24 protein-coding genes are annotated in these 24397 nt (G+C 62.9%); 20 read left to right on the top strand and 4 right to left on the bottom strand.

Features of this window, described 5'->3' with window-relative positions; genetic code table 11:
• Positions 1-46 precede the first annotated feature (46 nt).
• The 15 genes from uppS (at position 47) to M1D44_RS07635 (ending at position 16139) form a co-directional block, all read left to right on the top strand.
• Positions 47-823 carry a polyprenyl diphosphate synthase gene (gene uppS, locus M1D44_RS07705; protein ID WP_316853710.1) on the top strand — a complete coding sequence of 259 codons (777 nt, stop codon included), beginning with the start codon at positions 47-49 and terminating at the stop codon, positions 821-823.
• A 3-nt stretch (positions 824-826) separates the two neighbouring features.
• Positions 827-1645 carry a phosphatidate cytidylyltransferase gene (locus M1D44_RS07700; RefSeq protein ID WP_316853709.1) on the top strand — a complete coding sequence of 273 codons (819 nt, stop codon included), beginning with the start codon at positions 827-829 and terminating at the stop codon, positions 1643-1645.
• Between the two features lie 11 nt (positions 1646-1656).
• The gene (gene ispC / locus M1D44_RS07695; protein ID WP_316853708.1) at positions 1657-2847 is read left to right on the top strand and encodes a 1-deoxy-D-xylulose-5-phosphate reductoisomerase; all 1191 of its coding nucleotides are present in this window, start codon (positions 1657-1659) and stop codon (positions 2845-2847) included.
• 86 nt (positions 2848-2933) lie between these two features.
• Positions 2934-4322: an RIP metalloprotease RseP gene (gene rseP / locus M1D44_RS07690; RefSeq protein WP_316853707.1), complete on the top strand. Its 1389-nt coding sequence runs from the start codon at positions 2934-2936 to the stop codon at positions 4320-4322.
• 115 nt (positions 4323-4437) lie between these two features.
• Positions 4438-6735 (top strand): outer membrane protein assembly factor BamA, encoded by a 2298-nt coding sequence (gene bamA, locus M1D44_RS07685; protein WP_024975789.1) that lies wholly within the window; start codon positions 4438-4440, stop codon positions 6733-6735.
• Complete coding sequence (locus tag M1D44_RS07680; RefSeq protein ID WP_024975788.1) at positions 6735-7286, top strand: OmpH/Skp family outer membrane protein; 552 nt, start codon at positions 6735-6737, stop codon at positions 7284-7286. The genes bamA and M1D44_RS07680 overlap by 1 nt, the downstream gene beginning before the upstream one ends.
• 10 nt (positions 7287-7296) lie before the next feature.
• Positions 7297-8370, top strand: coding sequence for a UDP-3-O-(3-hydroxymyristoyl)glucosamine N-acyltransferase (lpxD, locus tag M1D44_RS07675; protein ID WP_024975787.1), 1074 nt, complete (start codon positions 7297-7299; stop codon positions 8368-8370).
• The gene (gene fabZ / locus M1D44_RS07670) at positions 8367-8870 is read left to right on the top strand and encodes a 3-hydroxyacyl-ACP dehydratase FabZ (protein ID WP_024975786.1); all 504 of its coding nucleotides are present in this window, start codon (positions 8367-8369) and stop codon (positions 8868-8870) included. The genes lpxD and fabZ overlap by 4 nt, the downstream gene beginning before the upstream one ends.
• The gene (lpxA, locus tag M1D44_RS07665; protein WP_012761904.1) at positions 8867-9682 is read left to right on the top strand and encodes an acyl-ACP--UDP-N-acetylglucosamine O-acyltransferase; all 816 of its coding nucleotides are present in this window, start codon (positions 8867-8869) and stop codon (positions 9680-9682) included. Before fabZ ends, lpxA begins: the two co-directional genes overlap by 4 nt.
• A gap of 41 nt (positions 9683-9723) precedes the next feature.
• A complete protein-coding gene (lpxB, locus tag M1D44_RS07660) occupies positions 9724-10857 on the top strand; it encodes a lipid-A-disaccharide synthase (protein WP_235193161.1) in 1134 nt (377 codons plus the stop codon).
• Between the two features lie 4 nt (positions 10858-10861).
• Positions 10862-11560: a ribonuclease HII gene (rnhB, locus tag M1D44_RS07655; protein WP_024975783.1), complete on the top strand. Its 699-nt coding sequence runs from the start codon at positions 10862-10864 to the stop codon at positions 11558-11560.
• Between the two features lie 22 nt (positions 11561-11582).
• Positions 11583-12365 carry a TrmH family RNA methyltransferase gene (locus M1D44_RS07650; protein ID WP_316853706.1) on the top strand — a complete coding sequence of 261 codons (783 nt, stop codon included), beginning with the start codon at positions 11583-11585 and terminating at the stop codon, positions 12363-12365.
• Positions 12366-12508: 143 nt separating this feature from the next.
• Complete coding sequence (locus M1D44_RS07645) at positions 12509-13384, top strand: M24 family metallopeptidase (RefSeq protein WP_439004468.1); 876 nt, start codon at positions 12509-12511, stop codon at positions 13382-13384.
• Between the two features lie 17 nt (positions 13385-13401).
• Positions 13402-15210, top strand: a complete 1809-nt coding sequence (locus M1D44_RS07640) for an SDR family oxidoreductase (protein WP_316853705.1) — start codon at positions 13402-13404, stop codon at positions 15208-15210.
• A gap of 32 nt (positions 15211-15242) precedes the next feature.
• Positions 15243-16139, top strand: coding sequence for a metal-dependent hydrolase (locus M1D44_RS07635; protein WP_024975779.1), 897 nt, complete (start codon positions 15243-15245; stop codon positions 16137-16139).
• 69 nt (positions 16140-16208) lie between these two features.
• On the opposite strand, the gene ppsR is transcribed toward M1D44_RS07635, so the two are convergent.
• On the bottom strand, positions 16209-17060 hold the full coding sequence (gene ppsR, locus M1D44_RS07630) for a posphoenolpyruvate synthetase regulatory kinase/phosphorylase PpsR (RefSeq protein ID WP_024975778.1): 852 nt from the start codon (positions 17058-17060) through the stop codon (positions 16209-16211).
• A gap of 230 nt (positions 17061-17290) precedes the next feature.
• Here ppsR and ppsA point away from each other — a divergent pair, with 230 nt between their 5' ends.
• The 3 genes from ppsA to M1D44_RS07615 all read left to right on the top strand — a co-directional run bounded on the left by ppsA (position 17291) and on the right by M1D44_RS07615 (position 21245).
• Positions 17291-19678, top strand: coding sequence for a phosphoenolpyruvate synthase (gene ppsA / locus M1D44_RS07625; protein WP_112184970.1), 2388 nt, complete (start codon positions 17291-17293; stop codon positions 19676-19678).
• A gap of 165 nt (positions 19679-19843) precedes the next feature.
• Positions 19844-20269, top strand: coding sequence for an NfeD family protein (locus tag M1D44_RS07620; protein WP_024975776.1), 426 nt, complete (start codon positions 19844-19846; stop codon positions 20267-20269).
• Positions 20270-20318: 49 nt separating this feature from the next.
• Positions 20319-21245 carry an SPFH domain-containing protein gene (locus M1D44_RS07615; protein WP_004626708.1) on the top strand — a complete coding sequence of 309 codons (927 nt, stop codon included), beginning with the start codon at positions 20319-20321 and terminating at the stop codon, positions 21243-21245.
• Between the two features lie 23 nt (positions 21246-21268).
• Here the strand turns inward: M1D44_RS07615 and smpB are convergent, their stop codons facing one another.
• On the bottom strand, positions 21269-21715 hold the full coding sequence (gene smpB, locus M1D44_RS07610; protein WP_004626709.1) for an SsrA-binding protein SmpB: 447 nt from the start codon (positions 21713-21715) through the stop codon (positions 21269-21271).
• A gap of 125 nt (positions 21716-21840) precedes the next feature.
• Here smpB and M1D44_RS07605 point away from each other — a divergent pair, with 125 nt between their 5' ends.
• Both M1D44_RS07605 and M1D44_RS07600 read left to right on the top strand, forming a co-directional pair.
• A complete protein-coding gene (locus M1D44_RS07605) occupies positions 21841-22278 on the top strand; it encodes a type II toxin-antitoxin system RatA family toxin (protein ID WP_024975775.1) in 438 nt (145 codons plus the stop codon).
• The gene (locus M1D44_RS07600) at positions 22265-22630 is read left to right on the top strand and encodes an RnfH family protein (protein ID WP_112184966.1); all 366 of its coding nucleotides are present in this window, start codon (positions 22265-22267) and stop codon (positions 22628-22630) included. The genes M1D44_RS07605 and M1D44_RS07600 overlap by 14 nt, the downstream gene beginning before the upstream one ends.
• A gap of 7 nt (positions 22631-22637) precedes the next feature.
• On the opposite strand, the gene M1D44_RS07595 is transcribed toward M1D44_RS07600, so the two are convergent.
• On the bottom strand, positions 22638-23177 hold the full coding sequence (locus M1D44_RS07595) for a DUF4124 domain-containing protein (protein WP_112184964.1): 540 nt from the start codon (positions 23175-23177) through the stop codon (positions 22638-22640).
• Positions 23178-23331: 154 nt separating this feature from the next.
• Complete coding sequence (locus M1D44_RS07590) at positions 23332-24276, bottom strand: DMT family transporter (RefSeq protein ID WP_024975772.1); 945 nt, start codon at positions 24274-24276, stop codon at positions 23332-23334.
• Positions 24277-24397 lie beyond the last annotated feature (121 nt).

The raw sequence follows: 24397 nt of genomic DNA, 5'->3' as shown, positions 1-24397 counted from the left end.
CTCCCGCCGCCGGTGCATTGGGCGCATGCGGTGGGAAGCCCGATTCATGCATATCAGTTCGACACTGGCGGTGCCCGACACCGCCGATACGCCGCGCCACGTCGCCGTCATCATGGACGGTAACGGCCGCTGGGCCACCGAACGGCATCTGCCGCGTGTGGCCGGGCATAGCCGCGGCCTCGACGCCGTACGAGCAACCGTTGAAGCGGCGGCACGCCGTGGCGTCGGTTACCTGACGCTGTTTGCCTTCAGCTCCGAAAACTGGCGCCGCCCGGCTGAGGAAGTCACTTTCCTCATGAAGTTGTTCATGACGGCGTTGCGCCGCGAAGTCAGCAAGCTGCACGACAATGGCATCCGCTTGCGCGTGGTGGGCGATCTGTCTGCGTTCAGTCCGCGCATCCAGCTTTTGATTCGCGAAGCTGAGGCCAAGACGGCTGCCAACCCCGGTCTGACTGTCACGATCCTTGCCAACTACGGCGGGCGCTGGGACATCCTGCAAGCCATGCGCGCCTTGTTGGAGGCGCAGCCTGGCATTGCACCTGACGCCATCACGGAAGAGATGCTTGCGCCGTACATGGCCCTGTCTTACGCGCCGGAGCCGGATCTGTTCATCCGCACCGGTGGCGAGCAGCGCATCAGCAACTTTCTGCTGTGGCAGCTTGCCTATTCCGAGCTGTACTTCACCGATCGCTACTGGCCCGACTTCGATGCCGCAGAACTCGATCGCGCCTTTGCGTGGTATCGCAACCGCGAGCGCCGCTTCGGCCGCACCAGCGCGCAGCTCGATCCCGATGTTCCCCCCGCGCTATCCGCCGGAGCCTGACACATGCTGCTGACTCGCGTCATTACCGCTGTCTGCCTGCTGATTGTCATCCTGCCCATTCTGTTCTTCGCGCCGCCCGCCGGCCTGGCCGGGCTCGTGACGGTGTTTGCAGCCCTCGCCGCGTGGGAGTGGGGGCGTCTCGTGCGCCTGCCCGGCTGGTGGGGGCCGATTCTCTATGCGGTCGTTGTCGTCATGCTGACGATCGCTTGGCACGACATTCCCGTTCGCGGTGATGTGCGGCCGCTATTCCATGGCGCGGTAATCGCGTGGGTGATCGCCTGGGCGCTGCTGGCGGGTGGTGTGCGCGAGTTGCATGGCACGCGCAGGGTCGTGTTCACCCTGCTGGGCTTGGTGATGCTGCCGGCGTTCGTGCATGGCGCCATTGAATTACGCACGCACGGCATCGCATTTCTGCTTTCGGTGGCGTTGCTCGTGTGGGCGGCCGATGTGGGCGCCTATTTTGTCGGCAAGGCCATTGGTCGCCGCAAGCTTGCTCCGACCATCAGCCCGGGCAAATCGTGGGAAGGTGCAATCGGCGGTGCCGTGCTGGTTGCGGTGATCGCCACCGTGGCCGGTATCACGCATTGGTTTGCACCGACGTGGTTCTCGCACGAGTTTGATCAGCGCGGCGCCGTCGCCGCCCTTGCGCTAACCATCTTGTTGGTGGCGGCAAGCGTCGGCGGTGATTTGTTTGAATCCCTGCTCAAGCGTCAGGTCGGCATGAAAGACAGCAGCCGCCTGTTGCCCGGCCACGGTGGTGTGCTCGATCGCATCGACGCGCTGCTGCCGGTGTTTCCGCTGGCTGCGCTGCTGATTTCCTGAGGCGTCTGAACATGATGCGTTTGACCGTTCTTGGCGCCACCGGCTCCATTGGCGACAGCACGCTTGACGTGGTGCGCCGCCATCCCGACAAGTACAGCGTTTTTGCGCTGACCGCCAACGCGCAGGCCGACAAGCTCGCGGTGCTCTGCCGTGAGTTTCGCCCGAAGATGGCGGTGCTGGGTTCGGCCGCGGCGGCGGGTGCATTGCGAGAACAACTCGGCGCCGATGCTGCCGGCATCGAAATCCGCGCCGGCACCGAGGCGTTGGAAGAGGCTGCCGCGCACACCGACTGCGATGCGGTGATGGCCGCCATCGTTGGCGCCGCAGGCTTGCGTCCGACGCTTGCCGCCGTGCGTGCCGGCAAGCGCGTGCTGCTGGCCAACAAGGAGGCGCTGGTAATGTCCGGCGCGCTCTTCATGGACGTTGTGCGTCAACATGGCGCCACCGTGCTCCCCATCGACAGCGAGCACAACGCCATCTTTCAATGCTTGCCTCAGCAAGTTCCGCAGTTCGGGCGGGGCGTGTCGCGCATCGTGCTGACGGCATCGGGTGGCCCGTTCCGCACGCGCGCTGTGGAGTCCCTTGCGGATGTCACGCCAGATCAGGCTTGCGCGCACCCGAACTGGGTGATGGGACGCAAGATCTCCGTCGACTCCGCCACCATGATGAACAAGGGGCTGGAGGTGATCGAGGCGCACTGGCTGTTCGGCGTTCCGGTCGAGCATCTCGAAGTCCTGATCCACCCTCAGAGTGTCATCCATTCGATGGTCGGCTACGACGATGGCTCGGTGCTGGCGCAGCTAGGCAATCCGGACATGCGCACGCCGATTGCCTACGGCTTGGCATATCCCGAACGCATCGAAGCCGGTGTTCCATTGCTCGATCTTGTCACAACGGGCGCGCTGACGTTCGAGGCGCCGGACCTGCGCCGCTTCCCGTGCCTGGCGCTGGCCTTTGACGCACTGCGCGCTGGTGGTACGGCTCCTGCTGCACTGAACGCGGCCAACGAGGTGGCTGTCGAAGCATTTTTACAGCGCCGCATCCGGTTCACCGAGATTGCTGCCGTGGTGGGCGACACGCTCGCCCGTACCTCCATCGTGCCCGCCGACTCGCTCGACACCGTTTTTGAGGCCGACGCCCAAGCGCGTCAGCAAGCTGAGCGCTATATCGCGACCGTATGCGCGCAACTGCCGGCCGCCTGAAAGCGCGCTGTCAGAGCAAGCGGGTAACATAGCGGCTTCGCGCGGGGCCAGCCCGCGCATGCCCTTCAGTGCATCCGGAGAAGGTTTTGCAGACCGTTTTAGCGTTTGTCTTTGCGATCGCGGTACTGATCGTCATTCACGAACTGGGCCATTACAGCGTCGCACGCCTGTGCGGCGTAAAGGTGCTCCGGTTTTCCGTTGGCTTCGGCAAGGTGCTGTTCCGTCGTGTGGGCCGCGGCCCTGACCGCACCGAATGGACGATCTGCGCCATTCCGCTGGGCGGCTACGTCAAGATGCTGGGCGAGGGATCGCGAGACCCCGAGAAAGACCCGCCCATCCTCCCCGAAGACCTCCCGCGCACCTTCGATCACCAGCCGGTCTACAAGCGGTTCGCCATCGTGGCCGCTGGCCCGATCGCGAATTTCCTGCTCGCAATTGCGCTCTATGCAGTGCTGGCATGGGTCGGCGCAATCGAGCCGTTGCCTATCCTCGGCGCTCCGCCACCGGGCAGCATTGCCGCCCAGGCCGACCTGCATGCCAGGGACCGCGTGATCGCCATCGGTACGGACGATGAAACACCTGCGCCCGTGCGCAGCTGGAGCGATGTCCGCATGCGCTTGTACTCGGCCGGCATCGCAGGGCGCGACGCGCTTGTACAAGTGCGCGGCGCCGATGGTGTCGAGCGCACCGTCCGCCTGCATGGTTTGCCAAGCGCAGCCCGTACGCCGCAGGCCGACGTGATTGACCAGATTGGTTTGCGCCTGCTGGGCGGTCCCGTCACCATCGTCGACGTACTTCCCGCCAGTGCCGCGGCACGCGCTGGGTTGCGAGCCGGCGATCAGATCGTCCGCTTCGCGGGCCAGCCCGCCGATCAGGCGATGGACCTCATCCGCCAGATCCGCGCCATGCCCGAGCAGAACGCGTCGATCGACATCCTGCGCAACGACCAGCCCATGACGCTGCCGGTTCGCCCAGACGCAGACGTCGATCCCAAGAACCCCACGGGCCCGAAGATCGGCAAGCTCGGCGCGCAGCTCAACCAGAAGGTGGAAACGGCGATGATCCGAGACGAGCCGCTTGCCGCCTTGGGCCACGCCGTGGGCGAGGTCTGGCGGACTTCGGTGCTGTCGCTCCAGGTCCTGGGCAAGATGATCATCGGTCAGGCGTCGCTGCAGAACCTGAGCGGACCGATCACTGTGGCGGACTTTGCAGGCAAGGCGGCAAGCCTTGGCTGGCAGACGTTTGTGAGCTTTCTCGCGTTGATCAGCGTCAGCCTCGGCGTGCTGAACTTATTGCCCGTTCCGGTATTGGATGGGGGGCATTTGCTGTATTATTGCGTGGAATTTTTGACTGGCCGACCCGTGCCGGAATCCTGGCAAGCAGTCCTTCAGAAGATCGGCGTCGCCTGCATCCTGCTTCTCACTTCGCTCGCCCTGTACAACGATTTGAGTCGGTTGTTTCTGACTCGTGGCTAGACCGTATTCAAACTGGGTCGGTTAGCCGCATCGTTGCCACCGGCGTGAGCGGGCAACTCAGGGTTTTGAAAACACTCAGAAGTGGATTCCGATTGAATCCAACTAGGGGATTAGATTGATCAGACAACATCGCTTCCCGCTCAGCGTGCTGGCGGCTTCCGTGCTGACCGTTACTGCCGGTCAGGCTCATGCAGTGGAGCCGTTCGTCGTCAAGGACATTCGCGTGGAGGGTGTGCAGCGCGTCGAGCCGGGCACCGTGTTCGGCTATCTGCCTGTGAAGGTGGGTGAGACCTTCACCGACGAGAAGGGCGCCGAATCGATTCGCGCGCTCTACAACACCGGCTTCTTCAAGGACGTTCAGATCCGCTCCGAAGGCAATGTGCTGGTGGTGCGCGTGGAAGAGCGTCCGGCGATCTCGCAGCTCGAGTTCATCGGCTTCAAGGAGTTCGACAAGGAAGCGCTGCGTCGTACGCTGCGCGGCGTGGGCGTGGCCGAGGCCCGTTACTACGACAAGTCCCTCATCGACCGCGCCGAGCAGGAAATCAAGCGCCAGTATGTTTCGCGCGGCTACTACGCTGCCGAGGTGACGACCACCGTTACGCCGGTCGATGCCAACCGTGTGTCGATCACGTTCACGGTGGACGAAGGTCCGACCGCCAAGATTCGCCAGATCAATATCGTCGGCAACAAGGCCTTCAAGGAAGGCGACCTGCGCGACGAGATGCAACTGTCCACGCCGAACTGGCTGTCGTGGTACACCAAGAACGATCTGTACTCCAAGCAGAAGCTCACGGCTGACCTGGAAGCGTTGCGCTCGTTCTATCTGGATCGCGGCTACCTGGAATTCGCCATCGAGTCGACCCAGGTGTCGATCACGCCTGACAAGAAGGACATTTACCTGACGCTGAACATCCACGAGGGTGAGCAGTACAAGGTATCGGACATCAAGCTGACCGGCGAGCTGCTGGGCAAGCAGGCCGAGATGGAGAAACTCATCAAGCTCAAGCAGGGCGATGTCTTCTCTTCGGCCAAGCTGTCGTCGACGACCAAGTCGATTACCGATCTGCTCGGCACGTACGGCTACGCTTTCGCCACCATCAACCCGCAGCCGCAAATCAACCAGAAGGACCGCACGGTTGCGCTCACGCTGGTGGTCGATCCGGGCCGCCGCGTGTACGTGCGTCGCGTGAACGTTGTCGGCAACAGCAAGACCCGCGACGAAGTCGTGCGCCGCGAAATGCGCCAGATGGAAGCCTCCTGGTTCGATGGCGAGAAGCTGCAGCTTTCGCAGAACCGTGTGAACCGTACGGGTTACTTCACCGATGCGAACATCACGACGGAAGACGTGCCGGGTACCACCGACCAGGTCGATGTGAACGTCAACGTGACCGAAAAGCCGACTGGCCAGATCAACCTGGGCGTGGGCTTCTCTTCGACCGACAAGCTGGTGCTGTCGGCGGGTATCCGTCAGGACAACGTGTTCGGGTCCGGCACGAGCCTCGGCCTGGATGTGAACACGTCCAAGTCGAACCGCACCATTGCCGTGACGCAGTTCGATCCGTACTTCACGGTGGATGGCATCAGCCGCTCGACTGAGCTGTACTACCGCACGTACCGCCCGCTGTACTACACGGGTGACCAGGACTACCGCGTTGTGCAACAAGGTGGCAACGTCAAGTTTGGCGTGCCGTTCTCGGAAACCGATACCGTCTTCTTCGGCATCGGCTACGAGCGCACGACCATCGACGTGACGACCAACACGCCGCTGGCCTACCAGAACTACGTCGCGAAGAACGGCCGTATCACCAATAACTTCCCGATCACCATCGGCTGGTCGAAGGATCAGCGTGACAGCGCTCTGGTGCCGACGCGTGGTCGCTATCAGCAGGCCAACCTGGAGTTCGGTATTCCGGGCGGCGATCTCCAGTACTTCCGCGCGTACTATCAGCACCAGTATTTCTATCCGCTGTCGAAGTCGTTCACGATGGCGTTCAACAACGAGATCGGGTACGGCCACGGTTACGGCGGCAAGGACTTCCCGGTCTTCAAGAACTACTACGCCGGCGGTATCGGCTCGGTGCGCGGTTACGAAACCAGCACGCTGGGCCCGCGCGACGCCAACGGCGTGGCCATCGGTGGCGCCAGCAAGTTCGTCGGCAACGTGGAATTCATTTTCCCGCTGCCGGGTTCGGGCGTGGACCGCACCGTTCGCCTGTTCACCTTCTTTGACTACGGTAACGTGTTCGCCGAAGGTCAGCCGTACAAGCTGGGCGACATGCGCTACTCGACTGGTTTCGGTTTGTCGTGGCTGTCGCCGATCGGCCCGCTCAAGATCAGCATGGGCTTCCCGATCAAACGCAAGACCGAAGATCAAACGCAACGCTTCCAGTTCCAGATCGGGACTGCATTCTAATGACTGCATTCATCATGAAATCCACGCGCATCACCTTGTCCCGCATGGGCGTGTCCGCTGCTTTCGCCGCACTTGCCGCAGCCAGCTTTGCGCTGCCGGCCACGGCGCAGGAAGCGCGCATCGCTGCTGTCAATTCCGAGCGCATCCTGCGCGACTCGCAGCCTGCCAAGGCCGCACAGGCCAAGCTGGAAACCGAGTTCGCCAAGCGCGACCGCGAGCTGCAGGACATGGCTGCCAAGCTCAAGGGCATGTCCGACAAGCTGGACAAGGAGTCGGCTGTGCTGGCCGATTCTGATCGCACCCGCCGTCAGCGTGAATTGTCGGACCTGGATCGCGACTTCCAGCGCAAGCAGCGCGAATTCCGTGAGGACCTGAACCAGCGCCGCAATGAAGAGCTGGCCCAGGTGCTCGAGCGCGCCAACCGCGTGATCCGCTCGATTGCCGAGCAGCGCAAGTACGACCTGATCGTGCAGGAAGCCGTGTACGTGAACCCGCGCATCGACATCACGGACGAAGTGCTCAAGGCGCTGAATTCGCAATCGGCCAAATGAGGTTGTTCGCATGTCGTTTTCGCTTGGTGAACTTGCTGCGTCGCTCGGCGCGACCGTCCAGGGTGACGCAGGCCTGATCGTCAAGTCGATCGCGCCGCTGGATCAAGCGGGCGCCGATCAGCTCGCTTTTCTTTCCAATCCGCTGTACCTCAATCAGGCTGTGAGTTCCGGTGCGGCGGCGATCATCGTGTCGCCCCGCGATCTGGAAACGCTCGAAAGCCAAGGCCACGCTGCTGGCCGGAACTGGCTCATCGCTGCCAACCCGTATGCTGCGTTTGCTCGTGTCGCCCAGCGCTTTGTTGCGCTGGCGGCGCGCCCCGTTGTGCCTGGCATTCACCGGACTGCCAGCGTGGAAGAGGGCGCCACGGTGCCAGCGTCATGCTCCATTGGTCCGAACGTGACCATCGAAGCTGGCGCGGTGCTCGGCGAGCGTGTGCGCATCGCGGGCAACAGTTTCGTTGGCGCCGGTGCCCGCATTGGCGATGACACGTTGCTCTACGCAAACGTGTCGATCTATCACGGCTGCGTGGTTGGTGCCCGCTGCATTGTGCATAGCGGCGTCGTGATCGGCGCGGATGGCTTTGGCTTTGCACCCGACTTCGGTCCGCAGGGCGGCGAATGGGTGAAGATTCCGCAGACTGGTAGGGCCGTGATTGGCGACGACGTAGAGATCGGCGCGAACACCGCCATCGACCGCGGCGCGATGGCCGATACGGTGGTCGAACAGGGTTGCAAGATCGACAACCAGGTGCAGATCGCGCACAACGTGCATGTGGGCGCCTATACCGTTATCGCCGGCTGCGCTGCCATTTCTGGCAGCACGAAGATCGGGCGCTACTGCATCATCGGTGGCGCGGCCAATTTTGCTGGCCATCTGACGATTGCCGACCGTGTGACCGTTTCAGGCGGCACCTCCATTACCAAATCCATTACCAAGCCCGGTGGCCATTTCACCAGCGTTTTCCCATTCATGCCGCATGGCGACTGGGAACGTAACGCGGCCATCGTCCGAGGCCTGACGCGCATGCGCGAACGGTTGCAACAACTCGAACAGCGGGTCAAAGACCTGCAGCAACAATCATGACCGAAGCAACGAATGCGACGAGCGCGACCCCCAGCCCCGTCAGCGATTTCAATATCAAAAAGATTCTCGACCTGCTGCCGCATCGCTACCCGATGCTGCTGGTGGACCGCGTGATTTCGCTGGAGCCGCGCAAGTCGATTACGGCCATCAAGAACGTGACGTTCAACGAGCCGTTCTTTAACGGGCATTTCCCGGGCCATCCGGTGATGCCGGGCGTGCTGATGCTCGAAGCGCTGGCGCAAACTGCAGCGCTGCTGACCTTCGGCGAGGCGGATCACGAGCGCAAGGAAAACCAGCTCTACCTGTTCGTGAGCATCGATGGTGCACGCTTTAAGCGGCAGGTGATCCCGGGCGACCAGCTGGTGATGACGGCCGAGCTGCTGCGCTCGAAGAGCGGTATGTGGAAGTTCAAGGTGTACGGCAAGGTTGACGGCGAAGTCGCCGTGGAAGCCGAAATCATGTGCGCCGTGCGCGAAGACAAGTCCAAGGGCGAGGCATGACGCAAGCACAGAAGATCCACCCGACCGCGCAGATTGATCCGAAGGCCGAACTCGATTCGAGCGTCGAGATCGGCGCGTTCACGGTCGTGGGCCCGAACGTGCGGATGGGCGCAGGCACGCGCGTCGGCCACCATACGGTCGTTGAAGGCTACACGACTCTGGGCCGCGACAACAGCATCGGCCACTTTGCTTCCGTGGGCGGCCGCCCGCAGGACATGAAGTATCGCGATGAGCCGACGCAGCTGATCGTCGGCGATCGCAATACCATCCGCGAATTCACCACGATCCATACCGGCACTGCACAGGACGCCGGCATCACGTCCATCGGCGACGACAACTGGATCATGGCCTACGTGCATATCGCGCACGATTGCCGCGTGGGCAACCACACGGTGTTCTCGAGCAACGCGCAGATCGCGGGTCACGTGGAAGTCGGTGACTGGGCGATTCTCGGCGGCATGTCCGGCGTGCACCAGTTCGTGCGTATCGGCGCGCATGCCATGCTCGGTGGCGCATCGGCGCTCGTGCAGGATGTGCCGCCGTTCGTGATTGCCGCAAGCGACAAGGGCGGCAACAAGGCCGCACCGCACGGCATCAACGTGGAAGGCCTGCGCCGCCGTGGCTTTACGGCCGAGCAGATCACCGGTCTGCGCCAAGCGTACAAGCTGCTCTACAAGAGCGATCTGAGCTTTGATCAGGCCAAGGCGGAAATCGCCGCCCAGATCGCTCAAACGGACGACGCCCCCACGCGTGAGGTGTTGACCGCGTTTGCTGATTTCATTGCCGCCACCAAGCGCGGCATCGTGCGTTGAGCGAGCAGCCTCAGAACACCACGCCGGTGCGCCGCATCGGCATGGTGGCAGGCGAGGCTTCCGGCGATTTGCTGGCCTCGCTGCTGCTCAAGGGGTTGCGCGCACAACTGCCTGCCGACATCGCCTACAACGGCATCGGCGGTGCCCGCATGACGGAGCAGGGTTTCCAGTCGAACTGGCCGATGCACAAGCTGTCGGTCAACGGCTACGTGGAAGTGCTCGGCCAGCTGCGTGAGATTCTTACGATCCGCAAGGAACTCAAGCAGGATCTGCTGGAGAAGCCGCCGCTGGCTTTCATCGGCGTCGATGCGCCGGACTTCAATTTCAACGTCGAGATCGCCATGCGGCAGGCGGGTGTGCCGGTGGTGCATTTCGTGAGCCCGTCGATCTGGGCGTGGCGTGCCGGCCGTATCAAGACGATTGCTCGCGCGGTCGACCATATCCTCTGCCTGTTCCCCTTCGAGCCCGAGATTTACGCCAAGGCCGGCATTCCGGCCACGTACGTCGGGCATCCGCTCGCGGATGAGATTCCGCTGGTGCCGGACATAGAAGGCGCGCGCACGCGCCTCGGCCTGCCGTTGGGCCGCAAGGTCGTTGCGGTGCTGCCGGGCAGCCGCAATTCCGAAGTGAAGCATCTCGGGCCGACGCTGTTCGCGGCAATGTCACGCATGCAGGCGGTCGAGCCGGATCTGGCTTTTGTGCTGCCGGCGGCCAATGCGACGCTGCGCGAGCGCATCGATGCGATGCGCGCGGAGCACCCAGGCTTGCATCTGTGGGTCGTCGATGGCCAGTCGCACGCCGCCATGGAAGCGGCTGACGTCATCCTGCTTGCCAGCGGCACGGCCACGCTGGAAGCGGCGTTGTACAAGAAGCCGATGGTCATCACTTACAAGGTGCCCTGGCTGACGGCGCAGATCATGAAGCGCAAGGGCTATCTGCCGTACGTGGGGCTGCCGAACATCCTGTCCGGCCGCTTTGTCGTACCGGAATTGCTGCAGGATGACGCAACGCCCGAGGCACTTGCGCGCGAAACGTTGCTGCAACTGAGCGATCATGGCAACGCCACGTTCCTGCGTGAGCACTTCACGCAGATGCACCTCACGCTCAAGCAGAACATGGCGGAGATCGGCGCGAAAGTCGTGGTCGATCTGCTGCGCAGTCGCGGTAAGCTTTGAGCCCATGGCGTCCCGCAAACCCAATCCCGACCAGCTTGGCCTGCTGCTCTCGCAAGAGCCGGCGGCCAAGCGCGCGCGTCGCATCCTCTGCGGCGTGGATGAGGCTGGACGCGGGCCTTTGGCCGGACCGGTGACGGCTGCGGCGGTCGTTCTCAATCCGCGCAAGCCAATTAAAGGCTTGGCCGACTCCAAAATCCTGACCGCCAAGAAGCGCGAGGCGCTGTACGACGAGATCGTCGAAAAGGCGCTCGCCTGGCATGTGGCGGAAGCCACCGTCGAAGAAATCGACCGCATCAACATCCTGCACGCGACCATGCTGGCCATGCAGCGTGCGGTGCACGGCGTGGCCGCATTGGGCACGCTGCCCGATCTCGTGCAGGTGGACGGCAATCGGTGCCCACAGGTGGCATTTGCGGTGGAGGCCATCGTCAAGGGCGATGCGCTGGTGCCGGCTATTTCGGCGGCATCCATCCTGGCGAAGGTGACACGCGACCGCCAATTGGCCGCGCTGCATATCGAGTTTCCGCTCTACGGCTTTGACGTCCATGCCGGCTATGGCACGCCGCAGCATCTGGCGGCGATCGACCTGCATGGCGTGACGCCCCATCATCGCCGCTCGTTCGCGCCCGTGCGTCGTGCGCTGGAGGGGATGAGCGCCATCAGCATCGAAACCACCGCTGCAGGCAGCGCCTGGGACGACTGACCTTTTTCTGCTGGGCCCATTCGTGAAGCACATCACTTCCCGCGATAACGCGGTGTTCAAGCATCTCAAGGCGCTTTCGGGCTCGACGCAGCATCGTCGGCGCGCTGGGCAGTCCGTGCTCGACGGCGTGCATCTGGTCACGGCGTATCTGGATGCAGGCCACGTGCCGGAGCAATGCCTGGTTTCGGAGCGCCATATCCGGCACCCGGAAGTGGTCGCGGTGCTCGATCGCGTTGATCCGGACTCCGTCATCCTGCTGGCGGACAACCTGTTTGGCCAACTCACCACGGTCGTCAACGGCATCGATCTGATCGCCCTGGTGGAGACGCCGGAAGGCAAGTTGCCGCAAACCATTGAGGCGGACTGTGTGATCCTGGATGGCATTCAGGATGCCGGCAACGTCGGTTCCATCCTGCGCTGTGCGGCTGCTGCCGGCGTGCGTGATGTGTTCATGACACCGGGCTGCGCGTTCGCGTGGTCGGCCAAGACATTGCGGGCCGCCATGGGCGCGCATTTCCACCTGAACATCGTTGAACACTGCACGTTCGAGAGCGTGCATTCGCGCCTTCAGGTGCCGCTGTTGGCGACGTCGTCGCACGCCAAGCAGGCTGTGTTCGATGTGTCGCTCAAGGCGCCCGTCGGTTGGGTGTTCGGAAACGAGGGTGCGGGCGTGTCGGACGAATGGCTTTCTGCCGTGACAACGCCTGTGACGATTCCGCAGCCGGGCGGCATGGAATCGCTCAATGTGGCTGCCGCAGCAGCGATCTGTCTGTTTGAAGCCGTGCGACAACGCCGCGCGGGCTAAACCTCTCTTTTTTCTGTCGATTACCGGTCACACGGCGTTTTCAAACGCCAGAAAAGTCCCGCATTGACTTTGACATTGAGTAATGGAACATTGGGTGCGGTGACAATGAGCGCCCCCCGATACCCATACTCAAGGAGACTGGCATGCCGAACCCCACCCTGGCGCGCGTCCATGTCGACGAACTGGCCCAGTTTCGCGAAATCCAGCAACTCGCCTACGCGTGCGTCGAGGCCGTCGGCGGTATGCTGCGCCCCGGCATGACGGAGAAGGACGCGGCCAAGCTGCTCACTGAGTGGCTCGGCGATCGCGGCGTGCACGACTGGCTGCACAAGCCGTTCGCCTGGTTTGGCGATCGCACGGCGTTCCAGGGCTTTTCGGGCCTGACGCACATGGCCGGCTTCAACCTCGCGTTCTTTCCATCGTCGCGGCGGCTGGAGGAAAACATGCCGGTCATCCTGGACGTGGCGCCCGTGCGCAATGGCGTGATCGCCGATGTGGGCTATGCCATGTGCCTTGGCGAGAGCGCCATCCTCGAACAACTGCAGGACGATCTGATGGCGCATCGCGAACTGATCGTGCGCCTGATTCGCGAGCGTCGGTCAATGGCCGACGTAGCGCGTGCAGTGGATCAGCTCTGCATGAAGCAGGGCGTGGAGCCTCGCCACAAGGCCTATCCATTCAAAGTGCTGGCGCATCGCGTGGCCAAGCTGGACAGCCCATCCAAACCGCGTTTTGTTGCGCGCTTCGGGTTGAATGCCACGCGCAATCTGATCCTCGACCAGGTGCGCAGCGGCAAGCAGGAAGGGTGGTCGCCGCTGTGGTCGATCGACCGTCGATCCGAACATGCGCCGGTGCCGGGCTTGTGGGCCGTTGAGCCGCACCTGGGTTTCCATGGCGTCGGTGCCAAGTTCGAAGAGCTGCTCGTCATCACCGAAGACGATGCTTACTGGCTCGACGACGATCTGCCGCATGTGCGCCGCTGGCTGCAACGCCAGCTTGCGCAGCAGCGCGCCGCCTGATGCGCGGGGAGGCTCACATGAAAACGCTTCTTGAAGAGGCCCCGCTGGCGTTGTTCGAGCCGGCTGCAGCTTTTCCGACCAAGGAACACGCCGAGCGCACCGTGCAATCCGGCAGCGTCTCGCTCGCCGTCAAGACCTGGGGCGACCCGGCGCATCCGACCGTCGTACTCGTGCACGGCTACCCTGACAACAGCGAGGTCTGGCACGAGATGGCGCCGCTGCTCGCTCGCGACTACTACATCATTGCCTACGACGTGCGTGGTGCCGGCAAGTCAAGTTCGCCCAAAGGGATGCGCAACTACACCTTCGCGCGATTGACCGACGACTTTATCGCCGTGATCGATACGCTGAGCCCAGGCAAGCCGGTGCACCTGATCGCGCACGACTGGGGTTCGATCCAGTCGTGGGAGTTCGTGACGGAGGAGCGCCTGCGCGGACGCATTGCGTCATACACATCGTGCTCAGGGCCTTGCCTGGACCACGTGGGTTACTGGATGCGCGCGCGGCTGCTGCGGCCGACGCCGTCGTCGCTGGGCAAGATGCTGGGGCAGCTCGTGCGCTCGTGGTACGTGCTGCTGTTCCATTTTCCCATCGTGCCAGAGCTGAGTTGGCGCCTGTGGCTCGGGCGCGCGTGGCCGCGTGTGCTGCGTCGCGTTGAGAAGACCGCCATCGTGCCGCGTGCCACGCAGACCGCCGATGGCGTGCGCGGTGTCTCGCTGTATCGCGCCAATTTCGTCCGCAGCTTGTTCACACCGCGCAAGCGTGTCGCGCATGCGCCGGTGCAGGTCATCGTGCCGACGCTGGACAAGTACGTCAGCCCCGCGTTGTCCGAAGACCTCTCGCGCTGGGTGCCGCAGTATTGGCGCCGCGAAGTGGTAGCGCGGCACTGGCTGCCGGTCACGCATGCCGCACGCATGGCGGACATGGCACGCGAGCTGATCGAGCATGTCGAGGGCAAGCCGGAATCCGAAGCGCTGCAACGCACGCGTCAGCATGGCGAGCGCAAACCGTTCTCCGGCAAGCTGGCGGTCATCACGGGAGCTGGCAGCGGCATCGGTCGTTGCGCGGCGTTGGAATTCGCGGAGCAGGGTGCGGCGATCGTCGCTGTCGACATCCGTGCCGAAGATGCAGAGCGCACGGCCAAGCTCATCCGTCTCACCGGCGGCAAGGCGTGGTCGCGCACCGTCGATGTCGGCAATGCCGAGCAGATGGAAGCGCTGGTCGACTGGGTCGGCAAGGACCTGGGCGGCGCCGACATCGTCGTCAACAACGCCGGCATCGGCATGGCGGGCGGCATTGTCGACACCTCCGAGCGCGATTGGCAGCGCATCCTGCACGTGAACGTGTGGGGTGTGATCCATGGCGCCCGGCTGTTCGCAAAGCAGATGGTGGCGCGCGGGCAGGGCGGGCACATCCTGAACACTGCATCAGCGGCGGCCTTCGCGCCATCGCGTGATCTTGCCGCCTATGCGACGACGAAGGCCGCGGTGCTGATGCTGTCCGAATGCATGCGCGGCGAGCTGGCCGGGCAGGGTATCGGCGTGTCGGCCATCTGCCCCGGTTTTGCCGAGACGGGAATCATGGCCTCCACCGTCTACACCGGCACGACCGAAGCACAACAGGCCCAACTGCGTGCCCGCGCGACCAAGCTCTACCAGTTGCGCGGCCTTAAGCCCGAGACCGTCGCGAAAGCCATGTTCAGGGCCGTTCGGCGCAACAAGCCCGTTGTCACGATCGGTATCGAGGCGCATTCGTCGCGCTTCATCTCGCGCTATGCACAGTGGCTCAGCCGGCTGATCGCGCGCGTGAGCATGGCGGGGCATTGAGCCCGCGCAGACAAGAACATCAGGAGACCACCATGACCGCGCCCAATTACTTCATCAAGGCCCGCCACGTCCGTTTCGACTGGAAGGACACGCCCATCCAATGGATTCCTGGCGACCCGTCCAGCACGCACATCATCAACATCCTGAACCTGCTGTTCCCCGCCGGCGAGCTGTGGTTTTGCCGCGTCTACAACAAGGCGCTGCCGCTGATTACCGACACAAAGCTGCGCTCCGACGCCGAGGGATTTCTGCGCCAGGAGGCCGTCCACTCGCGCTCGCACGGCGGCGTGCTTGCGCATTACTACAAAGACCACGGCATCGACACCCAGCCCTTCACCAAGCGCCTCGATTGGCTTTTTTCCAAGGTGCTCGGCGAACAGCCGCTGGGCCTGAAGATCGGCCACACGCGCTTCTGGCTGCGGCAGCAGCTCGGCATCATCGCCGCGCTGGAGCACTTTTTCGGCTATCTGGGCAACTGGGTGCTCAACGCAAAGGGGCTGGATGCCGCCCATGCCGATCCCGTCATGCTCGACCTGCTGCGCTGGCACGGCGCAGAGGAGGTCGAGCACCGCACCGTCGCGTTCGACATCTTTCGGCACATGGGCGGCTCGTATCTCGAACGCTGCTTCCACATGCTGACCACGATCCTGTTGCTGCTGTACTTCCTGGTGACGGGTTTCCGCTTCATGTACAAGCGCGATCCGGGCGCGGGCAAGTTTCCTGGCTTTATCCGCGGCTGGTGGCACGGCTCGCGGCGCAACTGCCTGCCATCGTTCTGGAAAATGCTGGGGGCTGCGTTGCGCTATTTCCGCCCCAGCTATACGCCGCATCACGAAGGATCGACCGAGCAGGCGCTGGCCTACCTGGAAACATCGCCAGCAGCGCAAGCCGCGGCGCATGGCGGCAACTGGGTGCGCGATCGCGCCTGACTGGGCCGCAGAAAAGCAAAACGGCCGGTGCAATGCCGGCCGTTGTGTTTGAGGTCTGAGAGCGCTCGCTCAGTAGTTGTTGTGATCCATCTTGATGTCCTGCAGGATCGTCGTGGCAATTTCCTCGATCGACTTGTGCGTTGACGACAGCCACTTGACGCCCTCGCGCCGCATCATCGATTCGGCTTCGTTGACCTCATAGCGGCAATTTTCCAGCGCGGCATATTTGCTGCCTGGGCGACGTTCATTGCGGATTTCCGACAAGCGCTGAGGATCGATCGACAGCCCGAAAATCTTGTTCTTGTAGTTGTACAGCACCGTGGGCAGCTTGCCGCGCTCGAAATCGTCCGGAATGAGCGGGTAATTGGCAGATTTCACGCCGTATTGCATTGCCAGGTACAGGCTGGTCGGCGTTTTGCCGCTGCGCGATACCCCCACCAGGATCACATCCGCCTCGGCCAAGTTCTTGTGTGACTGGCCGTCATCGTGCGCAAGTGAAAAGTTGATCGCTTCGATGCGGTTCTTGTACGCCTCGGTGTCGGCGTTCTGGTGAAACCGGCCGATGGCGTGGGTCGACTTGAGGTTCAGTTCCCTCTCGAGCGGCTCGATGAAGGTCTGGAACATGTCCAGGATGGTGGCCTTGGCCCGATGGACGATCTCGTTTGCCTCGGCATCCACCAATGTGGTGAAGACGATCGGCCTCACCCCTTCGGCGTGAAAGGCTTCGTTGATCTTTGCGACCGCAACGTGCGCCTTGTCGATCGTGTCGACAAACGGAATCCGCACCTGTCGGAATTTCATCTCAAACTGCGCCAGGATCGAGTGGCTAAACGTTTCTGCGGTGATCCCGGTGCCATCCGACACGATGAAAACGGTGCGGAACGGTGTGCGGTTGGGAGATGCGGGGGCGAGGTCGGTCATCGAAAACGAGGGGTTTTTCCAGCACGCCGGCAGGAAATCGTGCTGCGGCACGGTAGAATAGCGGCGATCGTTTAGCTAAGCAATTCGGGCCGATCGCCTGTCAGGCAATGCCACAGCGGCAGTGCTGGCAGGGCATCCGGATGGTTTAGCCAAGCGATTCGCGCGGCCAGACGACAAGAAGAAAGCCCCGTGCGCATCCGACCGGTTTTTCACTTAGTTTAGGGGCTTGTATGACTAACCTGTCGCAAGACGGCGCCTATGTGCTGCCGTTCGAGCAATTGCGGATGACCGATGTCGAGGTCGTCGGCGGTAAAAACGCTTCGCTGGGCGAGATGATTTCCCAGCTGGATGGCGCCGGCGTGCGCGTTCCAGGCGGTTTTGCCACCACGGCACTGGCGTTCCGCGATTTCCTTGCACACAACAACCTGACCGAGCGCATCTCGCAGCGCCTGGCCAGCCTGGATGTCGACGACGTCAAGGCGCTGGCTGCCGCCGGCAAGGAGATCCGCGAGTGGGTCGCCACCGCACCGTTCCAGCCGCGTCTGGAGCAGGAGATTCGCGAGTCGTACGCTCGCGTGTCGGCCCGCGAAGGCGCCGAGGCATCGTTCGCGGTGCGCTCGTCGGCCACCGCCGAAGACCTGCCGGACGCTTCGTTCGCCGGCCAGCAAGAGAGCTACCTCAACGTTCTCGGCATCGATGACGTGCTCGACAAGATCAAGCACGTGTTTGCTTCGCTGTACAACGACCGTGCGATTTCCTACCGCGTGCACAAGGGCTTCGCCCATGACGTGGTGGCCCTGTCGGCCGGCATCCAGCGCATGGTGCGCTCGGACTGCGGCGCCTCGGGCGTGATGTTCACGATCGACACCGAATCGGGCTTCCAGGAGGTCGTCTTCATCACCTCCAGCTACGGCCTGGGCGAAACGGTGGTGCAGGGTGCGGTGAACCCGGACGAGTTCTACGTCTTCAAGCCGACGCTGGCCGCCGGCAAGTACCCGATCATCCGCCGCTCGATCGGCTCCAAGCTGATCAAGATGGAATTCACCGCGCCGGGCGAAGAAGGCCGCGTGAAGACCGTCGACGTACCGGGCGAACTCCGCAACCGTTACTCCATCAGCGATGCGGATGTGACGGAGCTGGCCAAGTACGCCGTCATCATCGAGAAGCATTACGGTCGCCCGATGGATATCGAGTGGGGCCGCGACGGCAAGGACGGCAAGATCTACATCCTGCAGGCTCGCCCGGAGACGGTGAAGAGCCAGTCGCACGGCAAGGTCGAGCAGCGCTTCCGCCTGAAGGGCTCGGCACCGGTGCTGACCACCGGCCGCGCTATCGGCCAGAAGATCGGCACGGGCCCGGTGCGCGTGATCAACGATCCGGCTGAAATGGAGCGCGTGCAGCCCGGCGACGTGCTGGTTGCCGACATGACCGACCCGAACTGGGAACCGGTGATGAAGCGCGCCTCGGCCATCGTCACCAACCGTGGCGGCCGTACCTGCCACGCGGCCATCATCGCGCGTGAGCTGGGCGTGCCGGCGGTGGTCGGCTGCGGCGATGCGACCGACCTGCTGAAGGACGGCACGCTGGTGACAGTCTCGTGCGCCGAAGGCGACGAAGGCAAGATCTATGACGGCCTGCTGGAAACCGAAATCACGGAAGTCCAGCGTGGCGAAATGCCGCCGATCAGCACCAAGATCATGATGAACGTCGGCAACCCGCAACTGGCGTTCGATTTCTGCCAGATCCCGAACGGCGGTGTGGGCCTGGCTCGCCTCGAATTCATCATCAACAACAACATCGGCGTTCACCCGAAGGCGATCCTCGACTACCCGCAGGTCGACAGCGACCTGAAGAAGGCCGTGGAAAGCGTGGCTCGCGGCCATGCAAGCCCGCGTGCGTTCTACGTTGACAAGCTGGCCGAGGGCATTGCCACGATCGCAGCGGCGTTCTATCCGAAGCCGGTGATCGTGCGTCTGTCGGACTTCAAGTCCAACGAGTACAAGAAGCTGATCGGTGGTTCGCGCTACGAGCCGGACGAAGAAAACCCGATGCTGGGCTTCCGTGGCGCCTCGCGCTACATCGCCGAAGACTTTGCCGAAGCCTTCGAGATGGAGTGCCGTGCCATGAAGCGCGTGCGCGACGAGATGGGCCTGACCAACGTCGAAGTGATGGTGCCGTTCGTGCGTACGCTCGGTCAGGCTGAGAAGGTTGTCGAGCTGCTGGCCAAGTACGGCCTGAAGCGCGGCGAGAACGGCCTGCGCCTGATCATGATGTGCGAAGTGCCGTCCAACGCGATTCTGGCCGAGCAGTTCCTGCAGCATTTCGACGGTTTCTCGATCGGCTCGAACGACCTGACGCAGCTCACGCTGGGTCTGGATCGCGACTCTGGCATGGAGCTGCTGGCCAAGGACTTCGACGAGCGTGATCCGGCGGTCAAGTTCATGCTGCAGCGTGCCATTTCTACGGCGCTGTCGATGGGCAAGTACGTCGGTATCTGCGGTCAGGGCCCGTCCGACCATCCGGATTTTGCCGAGTGGCTGGCCAAGGAAGGTATCTCGTCGATCTCGCTGAACCCGGATTCGGTGATCGACACGTGGCAGAAGCTGGGTTCGGCTTGATTCCGGCCTAGAGCGTCGTAAGACAAGGCGCGTATCCTGACGGGTGCGCGCCAACAAGAACGCGAAGTGCCCGAGAGCGTCCAACGCTGACGGGGGCCGAGCGACATGCCCCCGCAGACGTGCAGCATCGCGGGGGTTTTTTTATGGGATTCCGGGAGAGGGAGTATGTCGGCTCAGACCGTCTGGTTTTCTCTGGCCGTGCTGCTCGTCATCGGCGAGCTGATGACGGGGACCTTCTATCTGCTGATGGTGGCAATCGGCCTGGTCGCTGGCGGTCTTGCCGCGCTGATCGGCCTTACGTTTCCTGCGCAGGCCATCGTGGCCGCCATCGTGGCGGTGTTCGGCATCGTCGGGTTGCGGCGCACGCGCTACGGGCGGACCACGCGTGAGAATGCCGCGCGCAATCGCAACGTCAATCTGGACATCGGCGAGACGTTGCGCGTCGATGCTTGGTCACCCGAGCGCCGCGCGCGCGTGCAATATCGCGGCGCCGCATGGGATGTCGAACTTGCACCGCACGCATCGGCCGCGGCTGGCGAATTCCGGATCGTCGAAGTGCGTGGCAACGTGCTTGTCGTCGCGCCCAGGTAGCCACCAACAACAACCAAAAACAACCAACAAGCCCAACCACGGAGGTTCTATGTTCGAGCTGGGGACTCTCGCGATCATCGTCCTGTTTGCCGCCATCGTGCTGATCGCACAAGGCATCAAGATCGTGCCGCAACAGCACGCCTGGATTCTGGAGCGACTGGGCAAGTATCACGCGACGCTCTCGCCGGGGCTCAACATCGTGCTGCCCTTTGTTGACCGCGTGGCCTACAAGCACGTGCTCAAGGAAATCCCGCTCGACGTACCGAGCCAGATCTGTATCACCAAGGACAACACGCAGCTGCAAGTGGACGGCATCCTGTATTTCCAGGTGACCGACCCGATGCGGGCTTCGTATGGATCGAGCAATTTCGTGATCGCCATCACGCAGCTGGCGCAGACGACGCTGCGCTCGGTCGTCGGCAAGCTGGAACTGGACAAGACGTTTGAGGAGCGCGACTTCATTAACCACAGCGTGGTCAATGCGCTGGATGAGGCCGCATCGAATTGGGGCGTGAAGGTGCTGCGCTACGAGATCAAGGATCTGACGCCGCCGAAGGAGATCCTGCACGCCATGCAGGCGCAGATCACGGCCGAGCGTGAAAAGCGTGCGCTGATCGCCGCATCCGAAGGCAAGCGCCAGGAGCAGATCAATCTGGCATCCGGTGCGCGCGAGGCTGCCATCCAAAAATCAGAAGGGGAAAGGCAGGCCGCAATCAACAAGGCGCAGGGCGAGGCAGCGGCGATTTTGGCGGTGGCAGAAGCCAACGCCCAGGCGATCCAGAAGATCGGTCAGGCCATTCGTACCGAGGGCGGTGTCGATGCCGTCAACCTGAAGGTGGCGGAAGAGTATGTGAGCGCATTCGGTAACCTGGCCAAGCAGGGCAACACGCTCATCGTGCCGGGCAACATGGGTGACCTGAGCACGATGATTGCGTCAGCGTTGACGATTGTGAAGCAGCAGCGGCCGAGCGCGTAAGGCTCGGCGGAGCGGGAGAGGGCTCAAGCCTTCTCGCGCATGAGGCGGGCTTTTTCGCGCTGCCAGTCGCGGTCTTTCTCGGTTTCGCGCTTGTCGAACTGCTTCTTGCCTTTGGCAAGGCCGATCTCGCACTTCACGCGGCCGCGCGTGTAGTGCAGGTTGAGCGGCACGAGCGTGTAGCCGCGCTGTTCCACTTTGCCGATGAGCTTCTTGATCTCTTCGGCGTGCAGCAGCAGCTTGCGGGTGCGCACGGGGTCTGGATTGACATGCGTGGAGGCCGATTGCAGCGGGCTGATATGGGCCCCGATCAGGAACAGCTCGGCGTTGCGAATGACGACGTAGCCTTCCTTGATCTGCGCACGGTTGGCCCGGATGGCTTTCACCTCCCAGCCCTCAAGAGCCATGCCTGCTTCGTAGCGCTCTTCGATGAAGTAATCGAAAAAGGCCTTTTTGTTGTCGGCGATGGTCATATTTTGGAATATGCGGTGCGCGCCTTGGGGTGACGATCCCTGCATGCGCTGCGATAAAATGGCGAGTTTAACAAATCCGCCGCAATCCCAGCCGGGACGCGGCACGCAAAGCTTTCGGATGACGCATGGCAGACGTTGAAAAAAACGTGTTAATTGGCTACTCGGCCGAACAGATGTTCGACCTGGTCACCGACGTCAAGGACTATCCGAACTTCCTGCCATGGTGCGGGGGCGTTGAAATCTACGAGCAGACGGAAACGTCACTCGACGCGCGCGTGGACATCGCCTTCAAGGGCATTCACCAGTTCTTTCGCACGCGTAACGTGCAAACGCGGCCCACTCGCATTGATATGACGTTCGCTGACGGGCCTTTCAAGTCATTTACCGGTTTCTGGATCTTCACGCCGCTGCGCGCGGACGCCTGCAAGATCAACTTCCACCTGCATTACGAGTTTTCCAACGTGATTCTGGAAAAACTGATCGGCCCGGTGTTCAGCATGATTGCCAACACCTTCGTCGATTCGTTCGTCAAACGCGCTGAGACGGTGTATGGCGAATCCTGATTCCAGCACCGTGATCGACGTGATGGTCTGCCTGGCGACGGTTACGCCGCCGCGGCTTGTCACCGTGCAAGTACCGGAGCGGGCGACGGTGGCCGACGCGGTGCGTGCCTCTGGCGTGCTGAATGGCCTGGAATTGACCATCGATACCTGCCGCCTGGGCATTTACGGCAAGCGCAAGACGCCCGATGCACCGTTGCACGCGCGAGACCGGGTGGAAATTCTGGGTCCGCTGATCGCCGATCCAAAAACTGCACGCCGGCGGCGCGTGCTGAAGGTGCGGGCCACCGGCACGCGCGAAGGGCTGAAGTGGCTGCGCAACGAGGCGCCGCCCAAAGACGACGTCCTCGAATAACGACAAATCAGTTGCAGTTGGCGCTCAGGGCAGCCTGGTTGCGCTGGACGGCTGCGGCGCGCTGGTTGTCATCCATATAGGCGATCGAGCCGTCGGCCTGCACCGAGCCGACGCGGCGGCCGTCTTGCATATACGTGGTTTCGTTGCGCAGGCGTGCGCATTCGGCTTGCTTGCGCTGGGCAGCGTCTGCCTGCCTGGCTTCGTCCTGTTCCTTTTTGGCGCGGTCGGCCAGGCGCTTGCGCAGTTCTTCGTCGGGGTTCGATGCGGCCACGCCCGAGGCTGGCTGGCTGGGTCTGGCTGCCGCGTTAGGGTCCGCCGCTTTGACGCCCGAGGCCGGCGCGGACAGCGCTTCATAGGCCGTGGCCGTGCGGCTGTTCGGATTGCGGATGATGCGGTTGGATGGCACCGACGGCGGCGGTGCGGCATCGCTGTAGACCATGTGGCCCTTGTCATCGCGCCATTGCCAGGCCCATTGCGCCTGGGCAACCGGACAAGCGAGGGCGATCAGGGCAGCGGTGGCAGGCAACAGGACGTGCAGTCGTTTCATGGAGTTCTCGTTCGTGGACTGCCGACGGCGCGCTGGCCGACCCGACGACGGCCCCTGGACGCGCACGGGAGCCCGGTGGCGTGATCGCCACTCGCCAATTTAGGCCGACGGCCTGGCTTGGCCTGTCGACTCGCCCCCCGGCAAGGCGCCCAGTTTATGCAGACTTGTTGTTGGCGTGCAAGCGCACCGACCAGCCGACACCCGCAATCAGCAAGGCGATTGCGGCCATCTCAAGCGGACGCGGCCAGCGGTCGTCGTACACGAAGCCATATGCCAGCGCGAACAGGGTCTCGAACGCGATCATCTGGCCCGACAGTGTGAGCGGCAGTCGTCGGGAGGCGATGTTCCATAAGTTGTTGCCGATCAGCGACGCGCCGAGTGCCACGGCAGCATTGACCACCCAGAACGTGCCCCAGGCACGTCCGCCGGCATTCATCCAGCTTGTACCGACCGCGAGCAGGGCCGCCAAGGTCAAAGCGGCCGACAGAATGCCGCTGGAAATGCCGTACAACGCAGACCATTCGTTGCTGGAGAAATGCGGATTGCGCTGCAGGTAGCGGGCATTGTCCACGGCGTACCAGGTCCAGCTGCAAAGCGCGCCCACCGCACAAGCGATGCCGGCAATGCGTTGCCAGGCAGGCCGGGCGTTGGCGGCCATCGTCGTCGCTTCATGGCCGAACAGGTCGACGTTGATGCAGACGATGCCGGCAGCGACAACCAATAGCGGCCAGATCAGGCGGGAGAGCGGCACGGCCCCATGATCGCGCCGGCCAAGCATGGTCACGGTAATGGGCAGGATGCCGACGATGAGCGAGGTGGGTGCAACGCCAGCCAGTTGCACGCCAAAGGCCACGAAAACGAAGTAAACAAGGTTGCCGCTGCAGGACTGCCTGAACAGCGCCAGGCAATCGGCGCGGGTAATCTTGCGGGCAATGCGGGGAAGGATCGGGGCAGCGGTGATGGCTGCGATGACGCCGTAGGCGAGGTAGCGGCCGAGGGTCAGTTCCCACGGTGAAAACGCGGGCAGCGCGCGGGGTGCAATAAAGACCATGCCCCACATCGCCCCTGCCAGCAGGGCGCACAGTACGCCAATTCCCATCCGAACACTCGCGAGGCTAACTCTGCGCGGCCGCTGGCGGCGCAGGGCGCAATAGGCACGGGCGCGAAGAAAAATTTATCGAGCATAGCACGGGTCTCTACAACCGTGGGGCGAATTCCCG

The organism is Ralstonia sp. SA306, assembly GCF_054792405.1.
The sequence above is the reverse complement of the archived record's forward strand: the minus strand, read 5'-3'. Positions and strand labels throughout refer to the sequence as shown.